This window comes from Brasilonema sp. UFV-L1, assembly GCF_012912105.1.
Classification (GTDB): domain Bacteria; phylum Cyanobacteriota; class Cyanobacteriia; order Cyanobacteriales; family Nostocaceae; genus Brasilonema.
The window spans coordinates 54,494-73,642 of sequence record NZ_QMEA01000009.1 but is presented as its reverse complement, the minus strand read 5'-3'; the positions used below and the strand labels follow the sequence as shown (position 1 = coordinate 73,642).

At 41.4% G+C, this 19,149-nt stretch carries 24 protein-coding genes and 1 pseudogene; 22 read left to right on the top strand and 3 right to left on the bottom strand.

All coding sequences use genetic code 11. From position 1 onward, the window contains the following. Nucleotides 1-74: 74 nt before the first annotated feature. A complete protein-coding gene (gene hisH, locus DP117_RS05085; protein ID WP_169217248.1) occupies nucleotides 75-710 on the bottom strand; it encodes an imidazole glycerol phosphate synthase subunit HisH in 636 nt (211 codons plus the stop codon). A gap of 59 nt (nucleotides 711-769) precedes the next feature. On the opposite strand from hisH, the gene DP117_RS05080 reads away from it, so the two are divergent. From DP117_RS05080 to DP117_RS05025, 13 genes and pseudogenes are all read left to right on the top strand, one after another. Continuing rightward, nucleotides 770-1,282, top strand: coding sequence for a peptidase C15 (locus DP117_RS05080; protein ID WP_169217247.1), 513 nt, complete (start codon nucleotides 770-772; stop codon nucleotides 1,280-1,282). A gap of 40 nt (nucleotides 1,283-1,322) precedes the next feature. Further along, nucleotides 1,323-2,708 (top strand): DUF3370 domain-containing protein, encoded by a 1,386-nt coding sequence (locus DP117_RS05075; RefSeq protein WP_169217246.1) that lies wholly within the window; start codon nucleotides 1,323-1,325, stop codon nucleotides 2,706-2,708. Between the two features lie 77 nt (nucleotides 2,709-2,785). Then, nucleotides 2,786-2,932 (top strand): hypothetical protein, encoded by a 147-nt coding sequence (locus DP117_RS35315; protein WP_211175922.1) that lies wholly within the window; start codon nucleotides 2,786-2,788, stop codon nucleotides 2,930-2,932. 4 nt (nucleotides 2,933-2,936) lie between these two features. Continuing rightward, a complete protein-coding gene (locus tag DP117_RS05070; protein ID WP_211175921.1) occupies nucleotides 2,937-3,275 on the top strand; it encodes a hypothetical protein in 339 nt (112 codons plus the stop codon). Between the two features lie 557 nt (nucleotides 3,276-3,832). Beyond that, on the top strand, nucleotides 3,833-4,618 hold the full coding sequence (locus DP117_RS05065) for a class I SAM-dependent methyltransferase (protein WP_169217245.1): 786 nt from the start codon (nucleotides 3,833-3,835) through the stop codon (nucleotides 4,616-4,618). After that, nucleotides 4,615-5,460 carry an urease accessory protein UreD gene (locus DP117_RS05060; protein WP_169217244.1) on the top strand — a complete coding sequence of 282 codons (846 nt, stop codon included), beginning with the start codon at nucleotides 4,615-4,617 and terminating at the stop codon, nucleotides 5,458-5,460. The genes DP117_RS05065 and DP117_RS05060 overlap by 4 nt, the downstream gene beginning before the upstream one ends. A gap of 67 nt (nucleotides 5,461-5,527) precedes the next feature. Then, nucleotides 5,528-5,611: pseudogene (locus DP117_RS05055) on the top strand (urease subunit gamma); the annotation flags it as partial. A 48-nt stretch (nucleotides 5,612-5,659) separates the two neighbouring features. Further along, nucleotides 5,660-5,962 carry an urease subunit gamma gene (gene ureA, locus DP117_RS05050; RefSeq protein ID WP_169217243.1) on the top strand — a complete coding sequence of 101 codons (303 nt, stop codon included), beginning with the start codon at nucleotides 5,660-5,662 and terminating at the stop codon, nucleotides 5,960-5,962. 14 nt (nucleotides 5,963-5,976) lie between these two features. Continuing rightward, complete coding sequence (locus DP117_RS05045; protein ID WP_169217242.1) at nucleotides 5,977-6,546, top strand: DJ-1/PfpI family protein; 570 nt, start codon at nucleotides 5,977-5,979, stop codon at nucleotides 6,544-6,546. Between the two features lie 36 nt (nucleotides 6,547-6,582). After that, nucleotides 6,583-6,888 carry an urease subunit beta gene (locus tag DP117_RS05040; RefSeq protein WP_169217263.1) on the top strand — a complete coding sequence of 102 codons (306 nt, stop codon included), beginning with the start codon at nucleotides 6,583-6,585 and terminating at the stop codon, nucleotides 6,886-6,888. Then, nucleotides 6,885-7,748 carry a hypothetical protein gene (locus DP117_RS05035; protein WP_169217241.1) on the top strand — a complete coding sequence of 288 codons (864 nt, stop codon included), beginning with the start codon at nucleotides 6,885-6,887 and terminating at the stop codon, nucleotides 7,746-7,748. The genes DP117_RS05040 and DP117_RS05035 overlap by 4 nt, the downstream gene beginning before the upstream one ends. Before the next feature lie 98 nt (nucleotides 7,749-7,846). Next, a complete protein-coding gene (locus tag DP117_RS05030) occupies nucleotides 7,847-8,332 on the top strand; it encodes a cupin domain-containing protein (RefSeq protein WP_169217240.1) in 486 nt (161 codons plus the stop codon). 369 nt (nucleotides 8,333-8,701) lie between these two features. After that, a complete protein-coding gene (locus DP117_RS05025) occupies nucleotides 8,702-9,238 on the top strand; it encodes a DUF1349 domain-containing protein (RefSeq protein WP_169217239.1) in 537 nt (178 codons plus the stop codon). A gap of 94 nt (nucleotides 9,239-9,332) precedes the next feature. On the opposite strand, the gene DP117_RS05020 is transcribed toward DP117_RS05025, so the two are convergent. Further along, on the bottom strand, nucleotides 9,333-9,845 hold the full coding sequence (locus tag DP117_RS05020) for a hypothetical protein (protein WP_169217238.1): 513 nt from the start codon (nucleotides 9,843-9,845) through the stop codon (nucleotides 9,333-9,335). A gap of 576 nt (nucleotides 9,846-10,421) precedes the next feature. Here DP117_RS05020 and ureC point away from each other — a divergent pair. From ureC to DP117_RS04985, 7 genes are all read left to right on the top strand, one after another. After that, on the top strand, nucleotides 10,422-12,137 hold the full coding sequence (ureC, locus tag DP117_RS05015) for an urease subunit alpha (RefSeq protein ID WP_169217237.1): 1,716 nt from the start codon (nucleotides 10,422-10,424) through the stop codon (nucleotides 12,135-12,137). A 214-nt stretch (nucleotides 12,138-12,351) separates the two neighbouring features. After that, nucleotides 12,352-12,594, top strand: coding sequence for a type II toxin-antitoxin system HicB family antitoxin (locus DP117_RS05010; protein ID WP_169217236.1), 243 nt, complete (start codon nucleotides 12,352-12,354; stop codon nucleotides 12,592-12,594). Then, nucleotides 12,594-12,812, top strand: a complete 219-nt coding sequence (locus tag DP117_RS05005; RefSeq protein ID WP_169217235.1) for a type II toxin-antitoxin system HicA family toxin — start codon at nucleotides 12,594-12,596, stop codon at nucleotides 12,810-12,812. Before DP117_RS05010 ends, DP117_RS05005 begins: the two co-directional genes overlap by 1 nt. 102 nt (nucleotides 12,813-12,914) lie before the next feature. Next, on the top strand, nucleotides 12,915-13,205 hold the full coding sequence (locus DP117_RS05000; protein ID WP_169217234.1) for a nucleotidyltransferase family protein: 291 nt from the start codon (nucleotides 12,915-12,917) through the stop codon (nucleotides 13,203-13,205). After that, nucleotides 13,202-13,537 carry a DUF86 domain-containing protein gene (locus tag DP117_RS04995; RefSeq protein WP_169217233.1) on the top strand — a complete coding sequence of 112 codons (336 nt, stop codon included), beginning with the start codon at nucleotides 13,202-13,204 and terminating at the stop codon, nucleotides 13,535-13,537. The genes DP117_RS05000 and DP117_RS04995 overlap by 4 nt, the downstream gene beginning before the upstream one ends. 221 nt (nucleotides 13,538-13,758) lie before the next feature. Continuing rightward, on the top strand, nucleotides 13,759-14,730 hold the full coding sequence (locus tag DP117_RS04990; protein ID WP_169217232.1) for a transposase: 972 nt from the start codon (nucleotides 13,759-13,761) through the stop codon (nucleotides 14,728-14,730). A 79-nt stretch (nucleotides 14,731-14,809) separates the two neighbouring features. Next, entirely contained in the window at nucleotides 14,810-15,022 is a 213-nt protein-coding gene (locus DP117_RS04985) for a hypothetical protein (protein ID WP_169217231.1), read from the top strand. A gap of 89 nt (nucleotides 15,023-15,111) precedes the next feature. On the opposite strand, the gene DP117_RS35960 is transcribed toward DP117_RS04985, so the two are convergent. Next, nucleotides 15,112-17,556, bottom strand: coding sequence for an NACHT domain-containing NTPase (locus DP117_RS35960; protein WP_248277527.1), 2,445 nt, complete (start codon nucleotides 17,554-17,556; stop codon nucleotides 15,112-15,114). Nucleotides 17,557-17,725: 169 nt separating this feature from the next. On the opposite strand from DP117_RS35960, the gene DP117_RS04975 reads away from it, so the two are divergent. Next, nucleotides 17,726-17,947, top strand: a complete 222-nt coding sequence (locus DP117_RS04975) for a hypothetical protein (RefSeq protein ID WP_169217230.1) — start codon at nucleotides 17,726-17,728, stop codon at nucleotides 17,945-17,947. Between the two features lie 77 nt (nucleotides 17,948-18,024). Further along, complete coding sequence (locus DP117_RS04970) at nucleotides 18,025-19,122, top strand: hybrid sensor histidine kinase/response regulator (protein ID WP_169217229.1); 1,098 nt, start codon at nucleotides 18,025-18,027, stop codon at nucleotides 19,120-19,122. Nucleotides 19,123-19,149: the final 27 nt, after the last annotated feature.

Here is a 19,149-nt window from a genome sequence, read left to right as displayed (position 1 = left end):
TAACAATCAATTCTCACAAAACCCTTTGACTAAAAACTAGAGACTATAAACTATGGATTTATCCACAATTGTATTTAGGCAGCAACTGTTGTCCAAACTTGGGAGACAAAGTTAGACAGAATTTGCAGTCCAATGTTGGAAGATTTTTCGGGATGAAACTGGACAGCCACTAAGTTATCGCGGGCGATCGCCGCTGTGATAGTTTGATGACCGTGGGTGATTGTTGCAGCACAGACTTGGGAATCTTGTGGTTCAACATAATAGGAATGAACAAAATAAACCCAAGGTTGAGAGGGTAGGTACTCCCACAAATGACTTTTTGGTTGAGTCAGTTGGAGTTGATTCCAACCCATATGAGGAATAGCAATTCCTGGTTCTGGACGAAATCGCCTGACTGTTCCTTTAATAATTCCAAGTCCTGATTCTGTGCCTTCTGCACTTGACTCAAATAAAATTTGTAGTCCTAAACAAATGCCTAAAAAGGGTTTGCCGGATGCAATTGCTTCTTTTATTGGTTTTTCAAAACCACGCGCTCGCAGGTGTTGCACTGCTGGATCGAATGCACCAACTCCCGGCAAAACGACAGCATCTGCCTTATCTAAGTCCTTTGGAGAATCAGTAATCTTGGGAGTTGCCCCAGCTTTTTCCAAGCCTTTACAAACTGAGTGCAAATTTCCCATGTCGTAATCAACGACTGCAATCACCGCCATTTATTTGCTCCCTGTTAACTTAATTATGGAGAGTATTTCTATTTTAAATAATATTTCTTATGAAGAAAAGCATTTTATTAACATCTTTTGACACTTGGCTAAGCGAGCAAAAATCAAATTCTTCTGATGATTTGTTGGCAGAAGTTTCCCGACTTAACTCGTTACCTTATAATTTAACCTTCTTGCGACGCTTAAGCGTGGATGTACAGCTTGCCAGTTTTCGGGTTATAAAAAAAATCCATGAACTCCAGCCAGATGGCATCATCTGCTGTGGTATGGCGCAAAGACGGACGCTATTAAGTGTGGAAGTAGGTGCTAGTTTTGGAGAAAGTGTGTTGCAGACAACGGTTAATTTAGAGCAATTAGTGGCGGGCACTAGGGCAGTTGAGATAAGTCACGACTGTGGTAAATTTGTTTGCGAAGGACTTTACTATTCCGTTTTAGATGAACTGCGCCACTCAAAACCCACAACCCCTTGCATTTTTGTCCACGTTCCTATTTTGACTGAAGAAAATCTCCCTTTAATTCTTGATGACTTTTTATTGATTATTCACAGGCTGGCACTTTGGTAAATCTATTTGCGTCTGTTTGAAGAAAAACATATGTAGATATATGTTTCCATTCTTACTGATTTTTCCACTTGCTCAAATCACTCCTTCCCCTGTACCGCCACCAGAAGAAATTGTGCAACAGCAACAATTACGTCCTTTACTTGGGAATTTAGATAACATCCCGGTGTTTAACAGCAATAGTCCAGAAAAAGTTCTCAACGAAGGAATATTGCTTTCTACTTTTCCACCTGAAGAAAAAAAAGTCCCAACCGCACATCTGAACTTTCCTTTTAAAGGACGATTTGATGTGTTTGCTCACCACGTCGCTGAAGCACCGACACCAGAAGACTTGCGGACGCTTTATCTAGGGATAATTCTGCACAACCCAGGAAAACAACCAGTGACAGTTAATATCTTGCAAGCAGCGAGTTATTTAAGTCAACCAGATGCACCATTTACAGAATTGCCATATAAAAGTGAGAATATTTTAGGTACAGTTTTTGCAGGACCAGGCGATCGCGTCATGTATGATGTCTTGCGGGGACAAAGACAAAACACCTTTCCTCCGCAAATAATCATTCCACCAAGTGAAAGCCGGATGCTGCTGAATACACCTATTCCTGTAAACGGACTGACACCACCTTTAAACGGTCGGTCTACATTCATGCGACTGTGGAGTAATGACACAGTGTATGCAGCCAGTTTAGCAATGTTTGCACCAAAGAATCCTGATGGCTCTGAGCGATCGCCTACTTTAGAAGAATGGCAAAATCTACTCAATAATGGTGATTTATCCAAACCACGCGATAAAACACCAACCCCTCTCGAAGAGACTAACAAACCAATTATATATGGTCGCGTTGCCGGAGTTGCACAGGGGTCAGAATGGAAAGCCTTACTCATAGATTCACCAAAAGCCCAACATCTGACTATACCTAGTTCCGGACAAGCCTTTTCCTATATTCTGAGTGCCTTAGATCGCGGTACCTTGGGAACCAGTCAAATACAAAGCGCACCAATGCTAGTGCGCTATCCTGACACAGCATATCGCGCTCATGGAAACTACAGTTTACAATACAGCCTGACATTGCCATTGTATAATAATACACAAAAAACCAAAGCAGTCACTGTGTCAATGCAGACACCAATCAAAGAAGACCAGTTAACCAAAGGGGGATTGCGCTTTTTGAATCCACCAGCGCCGCAAGTGTTCTTCCGGGGTTCAGTCAGAGTCCGTTATAAAGATGACCAAGGTCTACCAAGAGTTAAATATTTTCACTTAGTACAAAAACGAGGACAACAAGGAGAACCATTAGTCGTCCTAAATATGAAAGCCGGTGAAAGAAGATTAGTAGAAGTAGACTTACTTTATCCACCAGACGCCACCCCACCGCAGGTACTGACAGTGCAAACTTTGGATAACTCTGGTTCAACGAACTCAAAATAATAGTAAAAATGTACTATTTTGTGTTCTTTTAGAGTAAAGTGAGAGAAAGTTTAAGGTTTGGGAGGGCTAGTTGAGTTATGAAACTGGCTGATTTACCGAAACAAGTGATTGATGACCTTTGCCAAGAAGATAGCTGGCGATTAGACATTGATCCAGGGTTTGACAGTAAACATGAATTTTGGATGGCTTGGCGACATTTTCTTGCTTTACCAGAACAGACTTAACTCCTTGTATGAAGCAACCGAAGAGGATTTAGCCGAGTTTTTAAATTTTAATGGCTTTGAGGTGCTATTACCAGTAAGCCGCAGTCATCATCCAGACATCAGCTTCATCCGTATCATACCAAGTTCTGATGAAAAGACACTCACCCTGTTCCTTCATGATTCTTATTATAAAGATTGGTTTACAGATGAGTGGGGTGCCAGGTATGGTTTCTTAGCAATAGCAGATCGCTATCAAAAATTTGGCTGCAATTTTTATTTAGCCAGTTACTATCATTTTTCTTATTTAATCAATGACGATTATGAAGCAGCTAAGAAAATAATGGTAGAGAAAATTAAGAAATAGCTTGACCCATGAAAAAAATTCCACGCTTAGAAAGCGTGGAATTTTCAATCTGACCTTTCATTGACCAAAACTCTGACCTTAACAAGAACCTCATCATTAACTTTGACGTAGACTCTCACCACTAATCCCAATGTGGGATCGACTCTGACTAAAACATTAACCTTGACCACAATTTGTAAGGAACCCCGGTAGTTAACCGGGGAAAAAGGGGTTTTGTCGTGTACTTTGAGTCTTTTGTGCAAGACCGCATTCATTTATAAAATAGACTCATTTCAATCTAAGTTATTGCCAAATTGCCAAATTCACTCGGTAATCACAAACAAAATAAAGCCCCAGGTGAGAAACCTGGGGTTGATGGTGTTTCAACCACGATGTACATGACGGCTTACAGTCCTAATCTATCCTTTGATCCTTCATAAAATTAGCCAAAATGCCAAAAGCAATTAACGCGGGTAGCGACTGAGTTCGCAAAATTTGTCCCAGAAAAATGAATGAAACAACTATATGATATAGATAAAAAAATATCATAAGAATTAAGTAGACTGGGCAACACACCCATGAGTGAAACGAACTCCGAACCCACACACCTGCACACAATGAACCCCCTAACTCGATTTTCCGATAGAGTCGGGGATTATGTGAAGTACCGACCAAGCTACCCAACAGCAGCAATTGATATTATTCTCCAAGGGTTAGCGCCACCTTTGGAACTCGTAGCAGCAGATATTGGTGCGGGTACAGGAATTTCCTCACGGTTGTTAGCACAACGCTTAGTCAATGTCATTGCGATTGAACCAAATGCAGCAATGAGAGAAGCTGCTGAACCTCATCCTTTGGTAGAATTTCGTGATGGAACTGCAGAAGTTACCAAATTAAATCATGCATCTGTTGATTTAGTAACTTGTTTTCAAGCTTTCCACTGGTTCAATCCTGAACCCAGCTTATCCGAGTTCCGCCGCATTCTCAAACCATCGGGACGGTTGGCGGTAGTGTGGAATAACCGCGATGAAAAAGATGAGTTAACTGTTGAATATAGCCGCTTAGTACGTGCAGCATCCAGTAACCACCCTGCTGAAGGGCGTATGGAGTCTGTAGAACCACTTCTAACAACTCAACATTTTGTTAACCTCTGCGAATATACGTTTGTTTATAGGCAAGAGTTAGATTTAACTGGACTTATTGGTCGTGCAATGAGTGCTTCCTATGTCCCGCGTGAAGGAGTGGTACAGCAGCAACTGGTATCCGACTTGCAACAATTGTATCAGCGCTTGTCTGATGAGCGTGGTTTTGTCTACATGGTTTATCGTACTAGCGTATACCTTGCTGAACCGTCACACGAATGAGTTACTTTTCTAAAATAGAAAGTCCTGCTGGCTGGCATGGCAAACTAAACTTAGTTTACGCTCATCGCCAAAATACAACAACGCTCATTCACAACCAAAATCAAGCACCACTGAAAGTGCAACGCCCGTTTTATCCAGAAGGACGAAAAGTTTGTCATAGCGTCATTTTACATACAGCAGGGGGAGTTGTGGGAGGCGATCGCCTGATCTACAATTTTCATCTCCAGCCCGATGCGCAAGCACTGATCACCACAGCTGCCGCAAGTAAGATATATCGCAGTAACGGTAATAAAGCAAGACAAAACATTGAGATACAAGTTGATACAGGTGCAACTTTGGAGTGGTTACCTCAAGAAACAATTGTCTTTGATGGTGCGATTTATCAGCAAGACTTAAGGGTAGAATTAGCGACAGGTGCTAGCTGGATTGGCTGGGAAATGACTAGGTTTGGACGTAGTGCTAGAGGTGAAAAATTTTGTTTGGGAGAATGGCGATCGCACACCGAAATTTGCCAGCAAAAAGTTCCTTTGTGGATTGATAGACAATGGTTACCTGGTAGTGAAGAGGTTTTTCACAGTCCCCACGGTTTGGGAGGACAGCCTTTGGTTGGTAGTCTGGTGTATGTTGGGCAAGAAGTTTCACCGGAGTTGGTAGAAAAGGCGCGTTCTCTGTGGTGTGGGGAAGGGGAAGCAGGTGTGACTCGTCTTTCATGTGGATTATTGTGTCGCTATCGTGGTTGTGCGACGTCTGAGGTGAGATACTGGTTTATTGGTGTTTGGCAGCTATTACGTCAATCATTTTTGACGCGTTCTAGTTGTATACCGCGTGTTTGGCAGATTTAAACGAACCACGTTAGCGGAGCGTGTCCGCAGGACATAGGCGCGAAGGACGCAAAGGAAGAGGTGGAAGATGCAACTGACGCCGCAGGAGAAGGATAAGCTGTTGATTTTTACGGCTGCATTGTTAGCCCAAAGGCGGAAGGAAAGAGGAATGAACCGCAGAGGCGCAGAGTACACAGAGAAGAGAGAAAAGAGGTAGGAGATGCAACTTACGCCGCAGGAGAAGGATAAGCTGTTGATTTTTACGGCTGCATTATTAGCCCAAAGACGGAAGGAAAGAGGTTTGAAGTTGAATTATCCAGAGGCGGTGGCTTATATTTCTGCTGCTATTTTGGAAGGTGCGAGAGATGGGCAAACGGTAGGAGAATTGATGAGTTATGGAACTACGCTGTTAAGGCGGGATGATGTCATGGAAGGTGTATCAGAAATGGTGCATGAGGTGCAGGTGGAAGCAACTTTTCCTGATGGAACGAAGTTGGTTACGGTGCATAATCCTATTCGTTAGTTAGAAGACATATTATGAAAGTTGCTTTTATTATTTATGAGGGAATGACTGCATTAGATTTTATTGGTGTTTATGACCCAATAGCTAGACTTAAGACAATGCAGTTTTTACCAGAATTAGAATGGGAGATTTGTTCACTCACTCCTCATGTCAGCGACGATAGAGGATTGGGTTTCATACCAACAAAAGTAAGTGAATGTCTCTCAGGATATGACTTAATAATAGTGCCTGGTGGAGTCGTTGCTAATGTGTACAATTTAATTGAGACGACTGACTTTATTCAATGGCTTAAAACTTCGGAATCCTCCAAACTCAAAGTTTCTGTGTGTACGGGTTCTCTGCTTTTAGGAGAAGCCGGATTTTTAAAGGGTAAAAAGGCGACAACCCATCCTAATCATTTTCAGGAATTGGAAAAGTATTGTGATGCTGTAGTCAACCAGAGAGTTGTTGATGAAAAAGATGTGATCACAGCAAGAGGTGTGACTTCATCAATTGATTTAGGACTTTATCTTTGTGAAAAGTTTGCGGGTAATGAAGTTAAAGAAAAAATTCGACAGCGGATGGACTATCAATCAATTATTTAAATTTGTATTTGTATTCTAGAAGAAAAGGAAGTGAACATGGTTCCAGGAGAAATTTTCACGCCAGAAGGGGACATTGAACTTAATGCAGGTCGTTCTACTGTAAAATTGCAAGTGTCTAATACAGGAGATAGACCGATACAAGTTGGTTCACACTTTCATTTTTTTGAAGTCAATGTCGCTTTAAATTTTGACAGAGAACAGGCACGAGGAATGCGTCTTGATATTCCCGCTGGAACTGCAGTCCGTTTTGAACCAGGTGATGAAAAAGAAGTCACATTAGTTCCTTTGGTTGGAAGTCGCCAAGTTTATGGTTTTAACGCCAAAGTTAACGGACAACTATGAACGCAGCAAGTCAATATCTTTTGAAATTAGCAAAACGAAATGTAGAACCTTACATCAGCAACCCGAAAGCACAAGCAGCAATGGTTACTGGTTCTGCGGCTGAAGGTTTGGCTGACTGCTACTCTGATCTTGATATGATCATTTACTACGATGAACTCCCGTCGCCAGAAGAATTGCAAGTCGCGCGTCAGCAAAATCAAGGTTCGGAAGTCATTTGGGTACTTGGCGAACGCACTCAAGGAGAGGTTGGAGAAGCATACTATGTTAACGGTGTAGAATGCCAAATAGGTAACATTACCATTGTTGCTTGGGAACGAGAAATGGCAAAGGTGTTACAAGAACTAGATGTGACTTCCCCAATGCAAAAAGCGTTGTCTGGAGTATTGAATTGTATACCTTTGTATAATGAAGAATTAATTAAACAATGGCAAGCCAAAATTGCTCATTATCCAGACGCACTCGCACAAGCAATGGTAGAAACGCATCTCCAGTTTTTTCCGGTTTGGAAATCGCAAGAACGTTTATTAACACGAGATACGACAGTATGGTTTCATCAAGTCTTAGTTGAGTCTGTACAGAATATACTTGCGATTTTAGCCGGAATCAATAAACTTTATTACTCAACTTTTCAGTTCAAGCGTATGGGTATGTTTATCGACAAGATGAACATTGTACCTGAAAATTTATCAATGCGGATGGAAAGTCTGTTTCAGTCTGAAAGACGAATTGCCATTCGTCAACTTGAAGATATTATCCGTGAAACTCTAGAATTAGTAAACTTACATATGCCGCAGGTAGATACATCCAAAGTACAAGAGAAATTGGGGATGAGGCAACAACCTTGGAAATTGATTATATAAACAAAATCTTATTACAAAAGAAGAATCAACCAACGACACACCGAAAAAACTCTCCTCTGCGCTTCCTAGTAAAGTTCAATACTTAAAAGGTGACTTTAATGATGAGTAAAAATCAGAAGCCAAAGCCACTGCTGAAAGCAGATGCGATCAAAAAACTTCAGGAACATACTTTTTCTCATTCTTTGAATCCTAACTCAGAGATTAGAGGAGTATTTCTTGGTGAACAAGTTGGTTTGCAAAGGCTGGGATTTCATTTAGTGCGCATACCGCCAGGAAAAGAATCTTTCATCTATCACTCTCACGAATTTGAAGAGGAATTTATCTATATTCTTTCTGGTCGTGGTATTACTGAGATTGATGAGGAAGAATTTGAAGTGGAAGCAGGTGACTTTATGGGTTTCCCCACTCCCTCTGTCGCCCACCATTTACGCAACCCCTTTCATGAAGACTTAGTTTACATCATGGGTGGCGAACGCCATGAGTTTGAAATCGCAGACTTTCCCCACCTGAAAAAGCGAATGTTTCGCAACCGCAACGAAGTACACATAGCTGACTGGGATGAACTCAAACCTTTTAAAGGATGAAGTGTTATCAGTTATCAGTTACCAGTTATCAGTTATCAGTTACCAGTTATCAGTTATCAGTTACCAAGGAAGCGCAGTATCAGTTTGAAGAAGTATTCAGTATTGCTGAATCCAGAATTCAGAATAGAAGAATCAATTAACTCTTTTATTCTGACCGGAGGCTCTGCGGTGAAGCAGCGCTCTTGGTAGGGTTTCCCGACAACAGGCGACTGTGTTAGCGCAGCGTGACCGTTCGGCCTCAAGCCGTGCCCGAAGGGCTCAGGTCATACCCGAAGGGCTGGTGGCTCCGCTCCTGACTCCTGACTCCTTCACTGTTCACTGTTCACTGTTCACTGTTCACTGTTCACTGATTCAAAGGATTTAATGGCGATGGAATGGTACAATGAACCGCCTGTTTGGAATGTTCAAAGTGATACGATTCACATGACTTCTGGATCGAAAACGGACTTTTGGCGTGAAACTCACTACGGCTTTATTAGAGATAATGGTCACTTTTTTTATGAACAAATTCAAGGTGACTTTGTTGTTGAGGTGAAAGTCACTGGTGAGTATCAACAATTGTATGACCAAGCTGGACTAATGGTGCGTTTAAATGAGTCCACTTGGTTGAAATGTGGTATTGAATTTGTTAATGGTGTTCAACAAGTCAGCGCCGTAGTCACACGTGACTACTCGGATTGGTCTATTCTACCAATCCCAGAAAACCCTCATGCAATTTGGGTGCGTGTCATTCGACGCAGTAGTGCTGTAGAAGTTCAATACTCTCTGGATGGTGATGATTACACGATGTTGAGGTTGGCGTATCTCACTCCTGTGGAAACAGTGAATGTTGGTGTTATGTGTGCTTCTCCTGAAGGGAATGGCTTCCTGATAAAGTTTGAAAAATTTACAATTCGTAATTTGTGAGGAGTTAACATGAGTTATAGAATAGATTGCCGCGCTTATGCGGAAACTTTTGGTCCAACAGTAGGCGATATAACAGTAGATGGCTGTCAAATTATCAACTGAATCTTGAATCCTCAGATGCTAATTTGATGAGTTGATTTGTTAATTGTCTGGACATTTCTCGTACCTCTTTCACATCTGCTTTACTCAGAGTGATACCTAATTCTTCGGTTTGCGCAGTAGAACAACATAAGTTTTCTACTAAATCTACCAAAGATTCTTTGAGAGAAATCAAATTCGGAAAACGAGTATCAGTTAAATAATAGATAGACAAAAAGTCAAAATTGATGATTAATACCTCTATCTTTTCTCTCAGTTCACTCACCACAAGACTCTGGCACTTTCCTAATTGACTAAACCAAGCTAGCACAGAAAGAGAATCTCTATATAGTTGTTGCAAATTTTCTCTAAAAGTTTGTTGTTTTTCTCTACGTTCTTGGAATACATTAGATAACAATGTGTTAAGTATAGTAATCACTGCTCCAATAAAAGCACCAATTGTACCAGTAAAAATACCAATTAAGACAGGGTTTTTTAGTAATAATTCGTTCAGTTCTCGTGTTGACATTTCTTTTTAGCTATGAAAGAGTGCTACCAACGATAAAACCTTTGAAGTCCACAAATGCATTCTAAATATTTCATACCATTAGTGCAGTCATAACTTACATAGAAAAAATCTCATCGGTGTTCACCAAGTAGGGGAGAAACAAGCAGTACGATGTAGAAAATCAAGTGTTAGAAGATTAAATCCTGGGTTTGAATGTTCACAGCTTCCCCATTTGGGCTAGAAACCCGCTAAAAAATTGAACTCATACTGATTCCGCTTCATTATCAATAAGCGGGAAATAGCAAGTTTTAACAAATTTAAGTATATTGACTTATTGACAAAAGAGACACTATCCTAAAAAAAACCGATAGGGAGGAGGGTTATTAATTACACTCATAAAATCACCAGAAAGCATTGGTGCTTTGTTAGAGCACATAACCATGGGATATAAAATAAGGTGAAAAGCAAAACCCGCGCTTGGCGCAAAAGTGGGAAGAACAATGGGATAAATCTTTATCAAAATGGAGAACTGAATTAAGAATTGAACCAACGTCAGTTTACATTCATAAGTGAATTTTAGATAAGAGGAACTAGGTGATGAGTTATAGAATGGATCGCCGCGCTTATGCGGAAACTTTTGGTCCAACAGTAGGCGATCGCATCCGACTAGCCGACACAGAATTATTTATCGAAGTTGAACAAGATTTCACCACCTACGGCGATGAGGTAAAATTCGGTGGCGGTAAAGTTATTCGTGATGGAATGGGACAGTCTCCTATTTCCAACGCTGATGGTGCAGTTGATTTAGTGATTACGAATGCTTTGATTGTTGATTGGTGGGGTGTTGTCAAAGCAGATATTGGCATTAAAGACGGTAAAATATTCAAAATTGGTAAAGCTGGAAATCCTTATATTCAAGACAATGTAGATATTATTATTGGTCCTGGTACTGAAGCACTCGCTGGAGAAGGAATGATTCTTACTGCTGGCGGTATCGACACCCACATTCATTTTATATGTCCTCAACAAATTGAAGTGGCGATCGCCTCCGGAATCACCACCATGATTGGCGGTGGTACTGGTCCTGCTACAGGTACAAATGCGACTACCTGCACTCCTGGACCTTGGAATATTTACCGAATGCTACAAGCCGCCGACGCCTTCCCTATGAACTTAGGATTTTTAGGCAAAGGTAATACTAGTCAACCCCAAGGACTCGTGGAACAAGTAGAAGCTGGTGCCATCGGGTTAAAGCTGCACGAAGACTGGGGAACTACACCCGCAACAATTGATACCTGTCTTAGCGTTGCTGATGACTACGATGTACAAGTCGCAATCCACACAGATACTTTGAATGAAGCGGGGTTTGTGGAAGATACCATCGCCGCTTTTAAGAATCGTGTGATTCATACTTACCATACAGAAGGCGCAGGCGGCGGTCACGCACCAGATATTATCAAAGTTTGTGGTCAAGCAAACGTTCTACCTTCTTCAACTAACCCTACACGTCCTTACACCGTCAATACCTTAGATGAACACCTAGATATGTTAATGGTGTGTCATCACCTCGACCCAGCGATCGCTGAGGACGTGGCGTTTGCAGAGTCGCGCATTCGACGAGAAACGATTGCTGCTGAAGATATTTTACATGATTTAGGTGCATTCAGTATGATTTCTTCCGACTCGCAAGCAATGGGACGAGTTGGTGAGGTAATAATTCGTACTTGGCAAACCGCACATAAAATGAAAGTGCAACGCGGTAACAAAGGATTAGGAACAGATGTAACGGTTAATGATAATATCCGTGCCAAAAGATATGTTGCTAAGTATACTATAAATCCAGCAATAACTCATGGTATTGCTCAGTATGTGGGTTCAGTGGAAGAAGGTAAATTAGCAGATTTGTGTTTGTGGCGTCCAGCGTTTTTTGGTGTGAAACCAGAACTAGTTCTAAAAGGAGGAATGATTGCATGGTCACAAATGGGCGATGCAAATGCAAGTATTCCCACACCGCAACCAGTACATATGCGACCGATGTTTGGTAGTTTCGCAGGTGCGCGTCACTCTACATCGTTAACTTTTGTCTCGCAAGCAGCTATGGAAAGGGAGATTCCTAGTCAGTTGGGTTTGCACAAGCAAGCTGTCCCTGTTTCCGGAACACGTCAGTTGAGTAAGCAAGATATGAAGCTCAACGATACATTACCTCATATTGAAGTAGATCCCGAAACATATGAAGTCAGGGCTGATGGAGAGTTACTGATTTGTGAACCTGCGACGGTTTTACCGATGGCGCAAAGATACTTTTTGTTTTGACATCCAACTAAATCAGTACAAGTAAGTTTAGCAAAGTTTTTAGCTCTTTCCCCTTATACCCCCACACCCCTTTTCTTGACTGAACAAGGCAAAAGAAAAATTTATTTCTTTTGACTGTTGACTTTTGACTTGCTTTATAAAAACTGGGCTGAAATGTTATATGATAACTGTTAATTTGACAAAACTATGTCTAAACAATTCAGAGACTCTGCTTATGTTCACAAAGTACATACAAGCCGCAATGTATGAAGCTAAATATAAGATTTTGTCAGAAGATGGCACATTTTACGGAGAGATTCCGGGATTTCAGGGAGTTTGGGCTAATGCGGATACATTGGAAGCTTGTAGAGAAGAATTAGCAGAGGTTTTGGAAGAGTGGATTTTATTACGAGTTTCTCGCAATCTGCCATTACCCATAATTGATGGCATTGAACTGTCAATCAAGCAAGTAGCATAATGCCTTCCTTCGGACTTATCAAGCGCTCAGATTTAATTCGGTATTTGAGACAACTTGGTTTTGAAAGACCGTACTCTGGTAGCAAGCATCAGTATATGGTCAAAGACCATATTACAGTACGAATACCAAACCCTCACAAAAGTGACATTGGCAAGGGACTTTTGGCTGAGATATTACGACAAGCTGGAATTGGCAAGGATGAGTGGGAACGGTTGTGATGTAGGCGATGTTGAAAGTGCGTAAGCATTACTCCTTTGATTAGGACGGTCAAACATGACTGTTGATTTGGCTAAACTGTTTGTAGATACGGGAGTCAAACCATGAATGTTTACGACCTTTTGCAAGCAAAACGAGAAGAAATCCTCCGAAGTGCTGCTAAACATGGAGCATACAACGTACGTATTTTTGGTTCTGTGGCACGCCGAGAGGCTGATGCAGACAGTGATGTTGATTTTCTGGTAGAAATGGAACCTGGACGAAGCCTTTTTGACTTAGGTGGACTGCTGATGGAGTTGCAACAGCTACTGGATCGTGATGTAGATGTGGTAACTGAAAAGGGATTACGCCAGCGTATTCGGGAACGGGTTTTAACAGAAGCTGTTCCGTTATGAGAGACGATCGCGAAAAATTGCGTGATATCTTAGAAGCAATTGAACGTATAGACAAGTACGCAATTCAAGGAAGGCAAAGCTTTGAACAAAATGAACTGATTCAAACTTGGTTTATTCAACATCTGCAAATTATCGGTGAAGCATCTCGCGCCTTATCTGCTGACATTAAGTTACAACATCCCGAAGTACCTTGGTCACAAATTATCGGGATGCGAAATATTTTGACTCACAATTACTTTGAAATTGATTTAGACGTGGTTTGGTTTGCTGTTGAGCGAGATTTGCCAAACCTGAAGCAGCAAATAGAAGCAATTTTACAAGTATTATCCTGAGTGTTGCAATCGAAGCTGAGAATGCAATATGCACAAGCTAAAGCCAAAGGCTGATCGCTTAATTTCTCCTCAATGCGATCTGCGCTTTGCACAGCAGCGTTAGCGCAGGCCCCCTAAGGGGCTAGCTATCGCCCTTTGCGCAGTGTCAGAGGCGATCTGCAAAGGAGCGCAAGCGAAGCTATCGCCTTTTAAACAACTACAATAAATAAAAAATAGATTGAATGACCGAGCAACGCACTGATTACGACAGTCCTTGGAAGGACGTTATTGAAAGCTTTTTTCCTCGCTTTTTGGAATTCTTTTTTCCTCAGGCTTACGCCGTCATTGACTGGGAACGAGGCTATGAATTTCTCGATACTGAATTACAACAACTAGAACCGGATGCAGAAATTGGTAAGCGACTCGTCGATAAAGTGGCGAAGGTTTGGCTACTTGATGGTGAAGAAGCTTGGGTATTGGTTCATGTGGAAGTCCAAGGACAGTACGACACTGAATTTGGTCAACGGATGTACACGTACAATTATCGGTTATTTGACCGCCACAAGAAACAAGTTATTAGTTTAGCAGTTTTGGCAGACGAAGAAGCTTCTTGGCGACCTTCAAGTTACGGGTATTTACTAGGAGGATGTCGTGTTAGTTTAGAGTTTCCCGTGGCGAAACTGTTGGACTATGAAGCACAGTGGGAAACTCTAGAACAAAGCACCAATCCTTTCAGTGTAGTCGTCATGGCACATCTGAAAACTAAGGCTACGCACCGAAATCCAGAAAGTCGGTTACATTGGAAATTGAGTCTAGTTAGAAGATTATTTGAACGGGGATATAGTCGAGAAAATATTCTGGGGTTATTTCGGTTTATCGACTGGATAATGGTATTGCCAGAGGAATTAGCGCGTAGTTTTAAACAAGAATTGAGAAATGACGAGGAGGCAGATAGAATGCGGTACGTGACAAGTATTGAGCGCTTGGCAAAGGAAGAAGGAATTGAGCAAGGAATGCTCCTAACAAATCGAGAACATGTGATTAAAATTCTACAAACTCGCTTTGGAGTAGTGCCTGAGCCAGTTGTGGAAAGTATTAATGGAATCGAGAATTTATCTGTGCTAAAAATGCTTTTCACAACTGCTATTACAATTGGTTCTATAGAAGAGTTTCAGCAGGTTCTGAATGAGAGAATATCTGAGGGAGAATTGTAAAATATAAAATTCCTATCTTGTATTTATTTTATTCAATATACTCTGTAAGAGTTAAACTTTGCGTTGGAAGAAAACTATAATGCTATCTTTTCACAAAAAAATTGTAACTGATGAAGCAATGCGTCCAGTGGCAGTGTTGATTGATTATCAGGACTGGCAAAAGATTGAGCAAATCTTGGAGGCTTATCAATCACAACAAAAAGAAGAGTTTAATTTAAACAAGTATGCAGGTGTCATTAAACTTACTCAAGATCCTTTAGAATATCAGCAGCAAGTTAGGGATGAGATGTGAGATTGGCTAATTTAATAGAAATTAACATTCAGTTAGTGGAAATTGTGTAATGGAGGGCGATCGCCTAATTTCTCCCTAGTGCTATCACCTCACCCCTGTCGTTTCTCAATCTCCGCCATAGGTAACAGCAAAGTCTCCTCAATTTCCTGTCTGACTTCGCGGCTGACATAACAATCACTATTTAAGCAGTCTACTAGTAGTTTATTGGCATCGTAATACTGTTGCAAGAGTTGCTTTTGTGCTTCGCTGAACTGCCAATCATGCCCAATATTGCGATGCTCAATCATCATGGCTCTCAGTTGCTCAATCCAGACTTTACCTTTAATTTGCCACCACTCCTTAAATTCTCTTTGAAAAGGATCAGGGAGTTGACACTTGAGGTCTTCTATCTGGTACCGTAACTCATGATCTAGCTCAATAACAGTATCAATGTCATAAAGAAGATGAATCGCTTGAGTACGGGTATGAGCACGACCAAAGTTGTAAGAAATCATGACAGCTTCATCAATCACTCGAGCAAGAACAATCTCAACTTCTAATTTAGATGATAACTTAAAGCCTATATCAAAAGTGTTAGCAAAAAATTTAGCAACAGAACGAGCAGCTGTAGGCTTAATTTTTGAAAGATAAAATAGGAAGTAAAATGCTCGAACTGCGATTGGTTTATAAGGTAAATCCTCTGAAAGAGACTTGTGATTGTTCCAGGTAAGAAACTCCTGTAACTTTTCATCCGAAGCAACCAAACCATCAACCTTCCGCTTCATGAACCACACCAAATCATCAGCCTTCCTCATCATCCCAGCAGTGAGTAAAAACACCTCTCGCCAGCGTTTCTCCGTAATATGCTCCACCAACTTTTCCCATGCAGAATTCGCAACAATTTCCCATGCAGCAAAATACTCCTGAAACGTCAGATGTGAAAAGGAATAAATCCCCTTTGCCCGTTCCACCAGTAGCCCATGCTGTCCTTCAATCGACCTCAAAACAGCTTCGCTGTCCAGTTCTAATTCCTTTGGCTCAGTACGAGCATCGCGTAAGTTGCGAATAAAATCAGCAATGTATGCTTCAACAGTTTTTTGCTTAAAGAAATAGTCCTTCTGCTCAAATGTAGTTAAGGCAATTTGACTTAGTAAGTCTTCCTTGCGTTGTAAAGACAGGTTTTTATAAACCTGATCTCGCTCTATGTTGCGTTTGGCATCCCATTTTTTCAGCAACACGTCCAAACCTTCTTTATAAAGTTCGGAACGATTGACCGGAAAATTTCCAGCTTCACCAAAGACCAAACAAAGTAAAGTCAGCAGCAAGGGATTAGTTGCTAGTTCTTGAATTGGCTTGTTATCCTTCAGTTTTTGAATGAACTTCTCTGCCTTGTCATTCTGAGCGGAACGCAGTGGAGTGTTAGCGAAGCGTGTCCGAAGGACATAGAATCCAGAATCTTTAGAATCTTCGAGATGCTTCACTCCGCTATCGCTCCATTCAGCATGACAATTATCGAAGTCTTTAGCTCTAAACCAGTTTTGAGCAAAGATAGCGATTTGCTCCTCATCAAAATCTGCCACTTCCACTTCGGTGAACCGTTCAAAGGTATATTCTTTGGAAGCAATACGACAGGTGATGACCAACTGATTTGTGTGAAACTGATCACAAACCTCCCGAATTTGCCGTAAAATCCGCTTTGTATCTTCTTCTCGAACTTCATCCAACCCATCGAGCAATATCAATGCTTTACCCTGTCTCAGTAGTTCCTCTACTTTGAGGTTAGCGTCACTCACCCCGCAAACCGACAACTGTTGAGCAATATATTCCAGAATATTTGGCTGTTTGGATTCTTCTGCAAAATTCTTGAGAGTGATAAACAAGGGAACTCGGTTTGTCTGAAACTGTTCCTGAATGCACTGCATCGCCAAATACTTCAAAAACGTGGTTTTTCCTGCTCCTGGTTTCCCCAACACTATCAGCTTACTGTACCGTTGTACCGCCTCCAGTCCTGGTACTCGTTTCTCACTCACGCGGCTAAGTCCAAAGCGCTCAAAATTTTCCACGTCACAGTTTTGCAGCAGTTCTGCAATTTCTTGTCGCCTGCGTCCTGTGATTTTCTCCAAAATATTGACGTTGGTATAAATACCCCGTTCTCCAGTCAACTCAATCGGTTGAGTCATGTCCAGCACGCGCATGGTTCCACAGCGTTCTTTGATGCTGGGTTTGACTTGTTCACGGATTTCTTGAACTAACGTATCTATATCATTATCTGAAATATCAATAGTTAAGTGACCAGAGGGTTGCTGCTGCGCGTATCTTTTGCTCAAGTACTCCCGCAGGCGGTTTTCTTTAATAGGACCACTACCACTAATGCTGAATTTCTTGTATATTCCTGTTAAGCAGCTACCGAGATTGCTATCGGAGATGTTAATCGCTTGAGTGACTTCGACTCGACTTTTGCCACGACCAAATATTTCCAGAAAAACTTCCTTTTCTCGTTGCGACAATTCACTATATTGCTCCAGTTGTGTCAGGAAGCTTTCTGGTAACGACATATACCTTGCCTGAAATCGCTCTCAAATTCAGTTTAGCCAAACTTTTCTGAAAAATTCTTGCAAATCAAGACATATCAGGATAAGTCAAGCTAAGTCACCGCAAGTCAAGTAAATAACTACAAAAGAAAATTGCGACAGTACACTCAGTCAAGCAACTGAGGCGATCGCAATGCTGGAAATAATCATTAATAAATCTATTGAAATTATTTTTGGTCTGTTACTAGAGAAGTTTGGGGAATGGCTGCTGAATGAGCGCAATCTCAAACGCCTCAACTTCTTGCTGAAAAAGCAGATTCTCTCACTTTACCTCTTTTGGGTTTTACTCAAAACACCGCGAGAATCTTTACCTGAACAACCACAAAGACATGATGATATCCAAATAAGTGGGTAGTATTGGTAAAGGAGAAAAGTAGCAAAGAGCTAAAGCTATTTTTCTTTTTTGTGAAATGAGCGTCTCTTCTATGCTATATGTCTAAATCTTCTAAGTCTGACAAGATTCTGGTTGTAGATGATTCTGCTGACAATGTATTTTTGGTCAAAACCATTTTAGAGGAAGAAGGCTACACGGTTAGCACGGCAGAGAATGGTGCTTCAGCATTGGCAAAACTCGAAATATCGACTTGTGATTTGGTATTACTAGATCTGATGATGCCGGGAATGGATGGTTATGAGGTTACTAAACGCATCAGGCAAAATATGACTTTGCCATTTATCCCAATTCTGCTTATTACCGCACATGACTCACCTAACATTGCTCATGGATTAGACTTGGGCGCGGACGATTTTATCCGTAAGCCTGTCACAGTCGGTGAATTGTTGGCACGGGTGCGATCGCTCCTCCGTCTCAAGCATAGTATAGATGAACGCGATGAAATCGCTCGTCAACGGCAAGATTTTGTCTCTCGCCTGACTCACGACTTACGTACACCCTTGGTTGCAGCGGATCGGATGTTGATGCTGTTTGCTGAGGGTGCTTTGGGACAGCTGTCATCGCAAATGCAGGAAGTCATAGATATTATGGCTCGCAGTAACAGTAACTTGCTGACTATGGTAAACACCTTACTGGAAGTTTATCGCTTTGAGGCAGGTCGCAAAAACTTAGCGTTTCAACCAGTCAACCTGAGTCAGTTACTACAAGAAGTCTCAGAAGAATTGAGTCCTTTAGCCGAGCAAAAACATCTTACAGTCAATTTAGATGTCGGTGAGGACTTAGGGATGAGTGCAGTTATGGGCGATCGCCTAGAACTCCACAGGTTATTCACCAATCTTATAGGTAATGCTGTCAAATTTACTGACACTGGTTCAGTCAGCATTCGCATCACTCCAGCGACCCCTTCAGATGATTGTATAACAGTTGAAGTCGCAGATACAGGTCCAGGAATTTCTCCTGAAGAACAAGTCACTTTATTTGAAAGATTTCGCCAAGGAAGTCATACGCGTTCTGGTAGTGGTTTAGGACTGTATCTTTCTCGCCGAATTGTCGAAGCACATCAAGGTACAATTTCCATGAATTCAGAAGTCGGTAAAGGGAGTGTATTTACAGTATGTTTGCCCATTAAACAGTAATTTTACGTGCTGAAGACTTGATGAAAC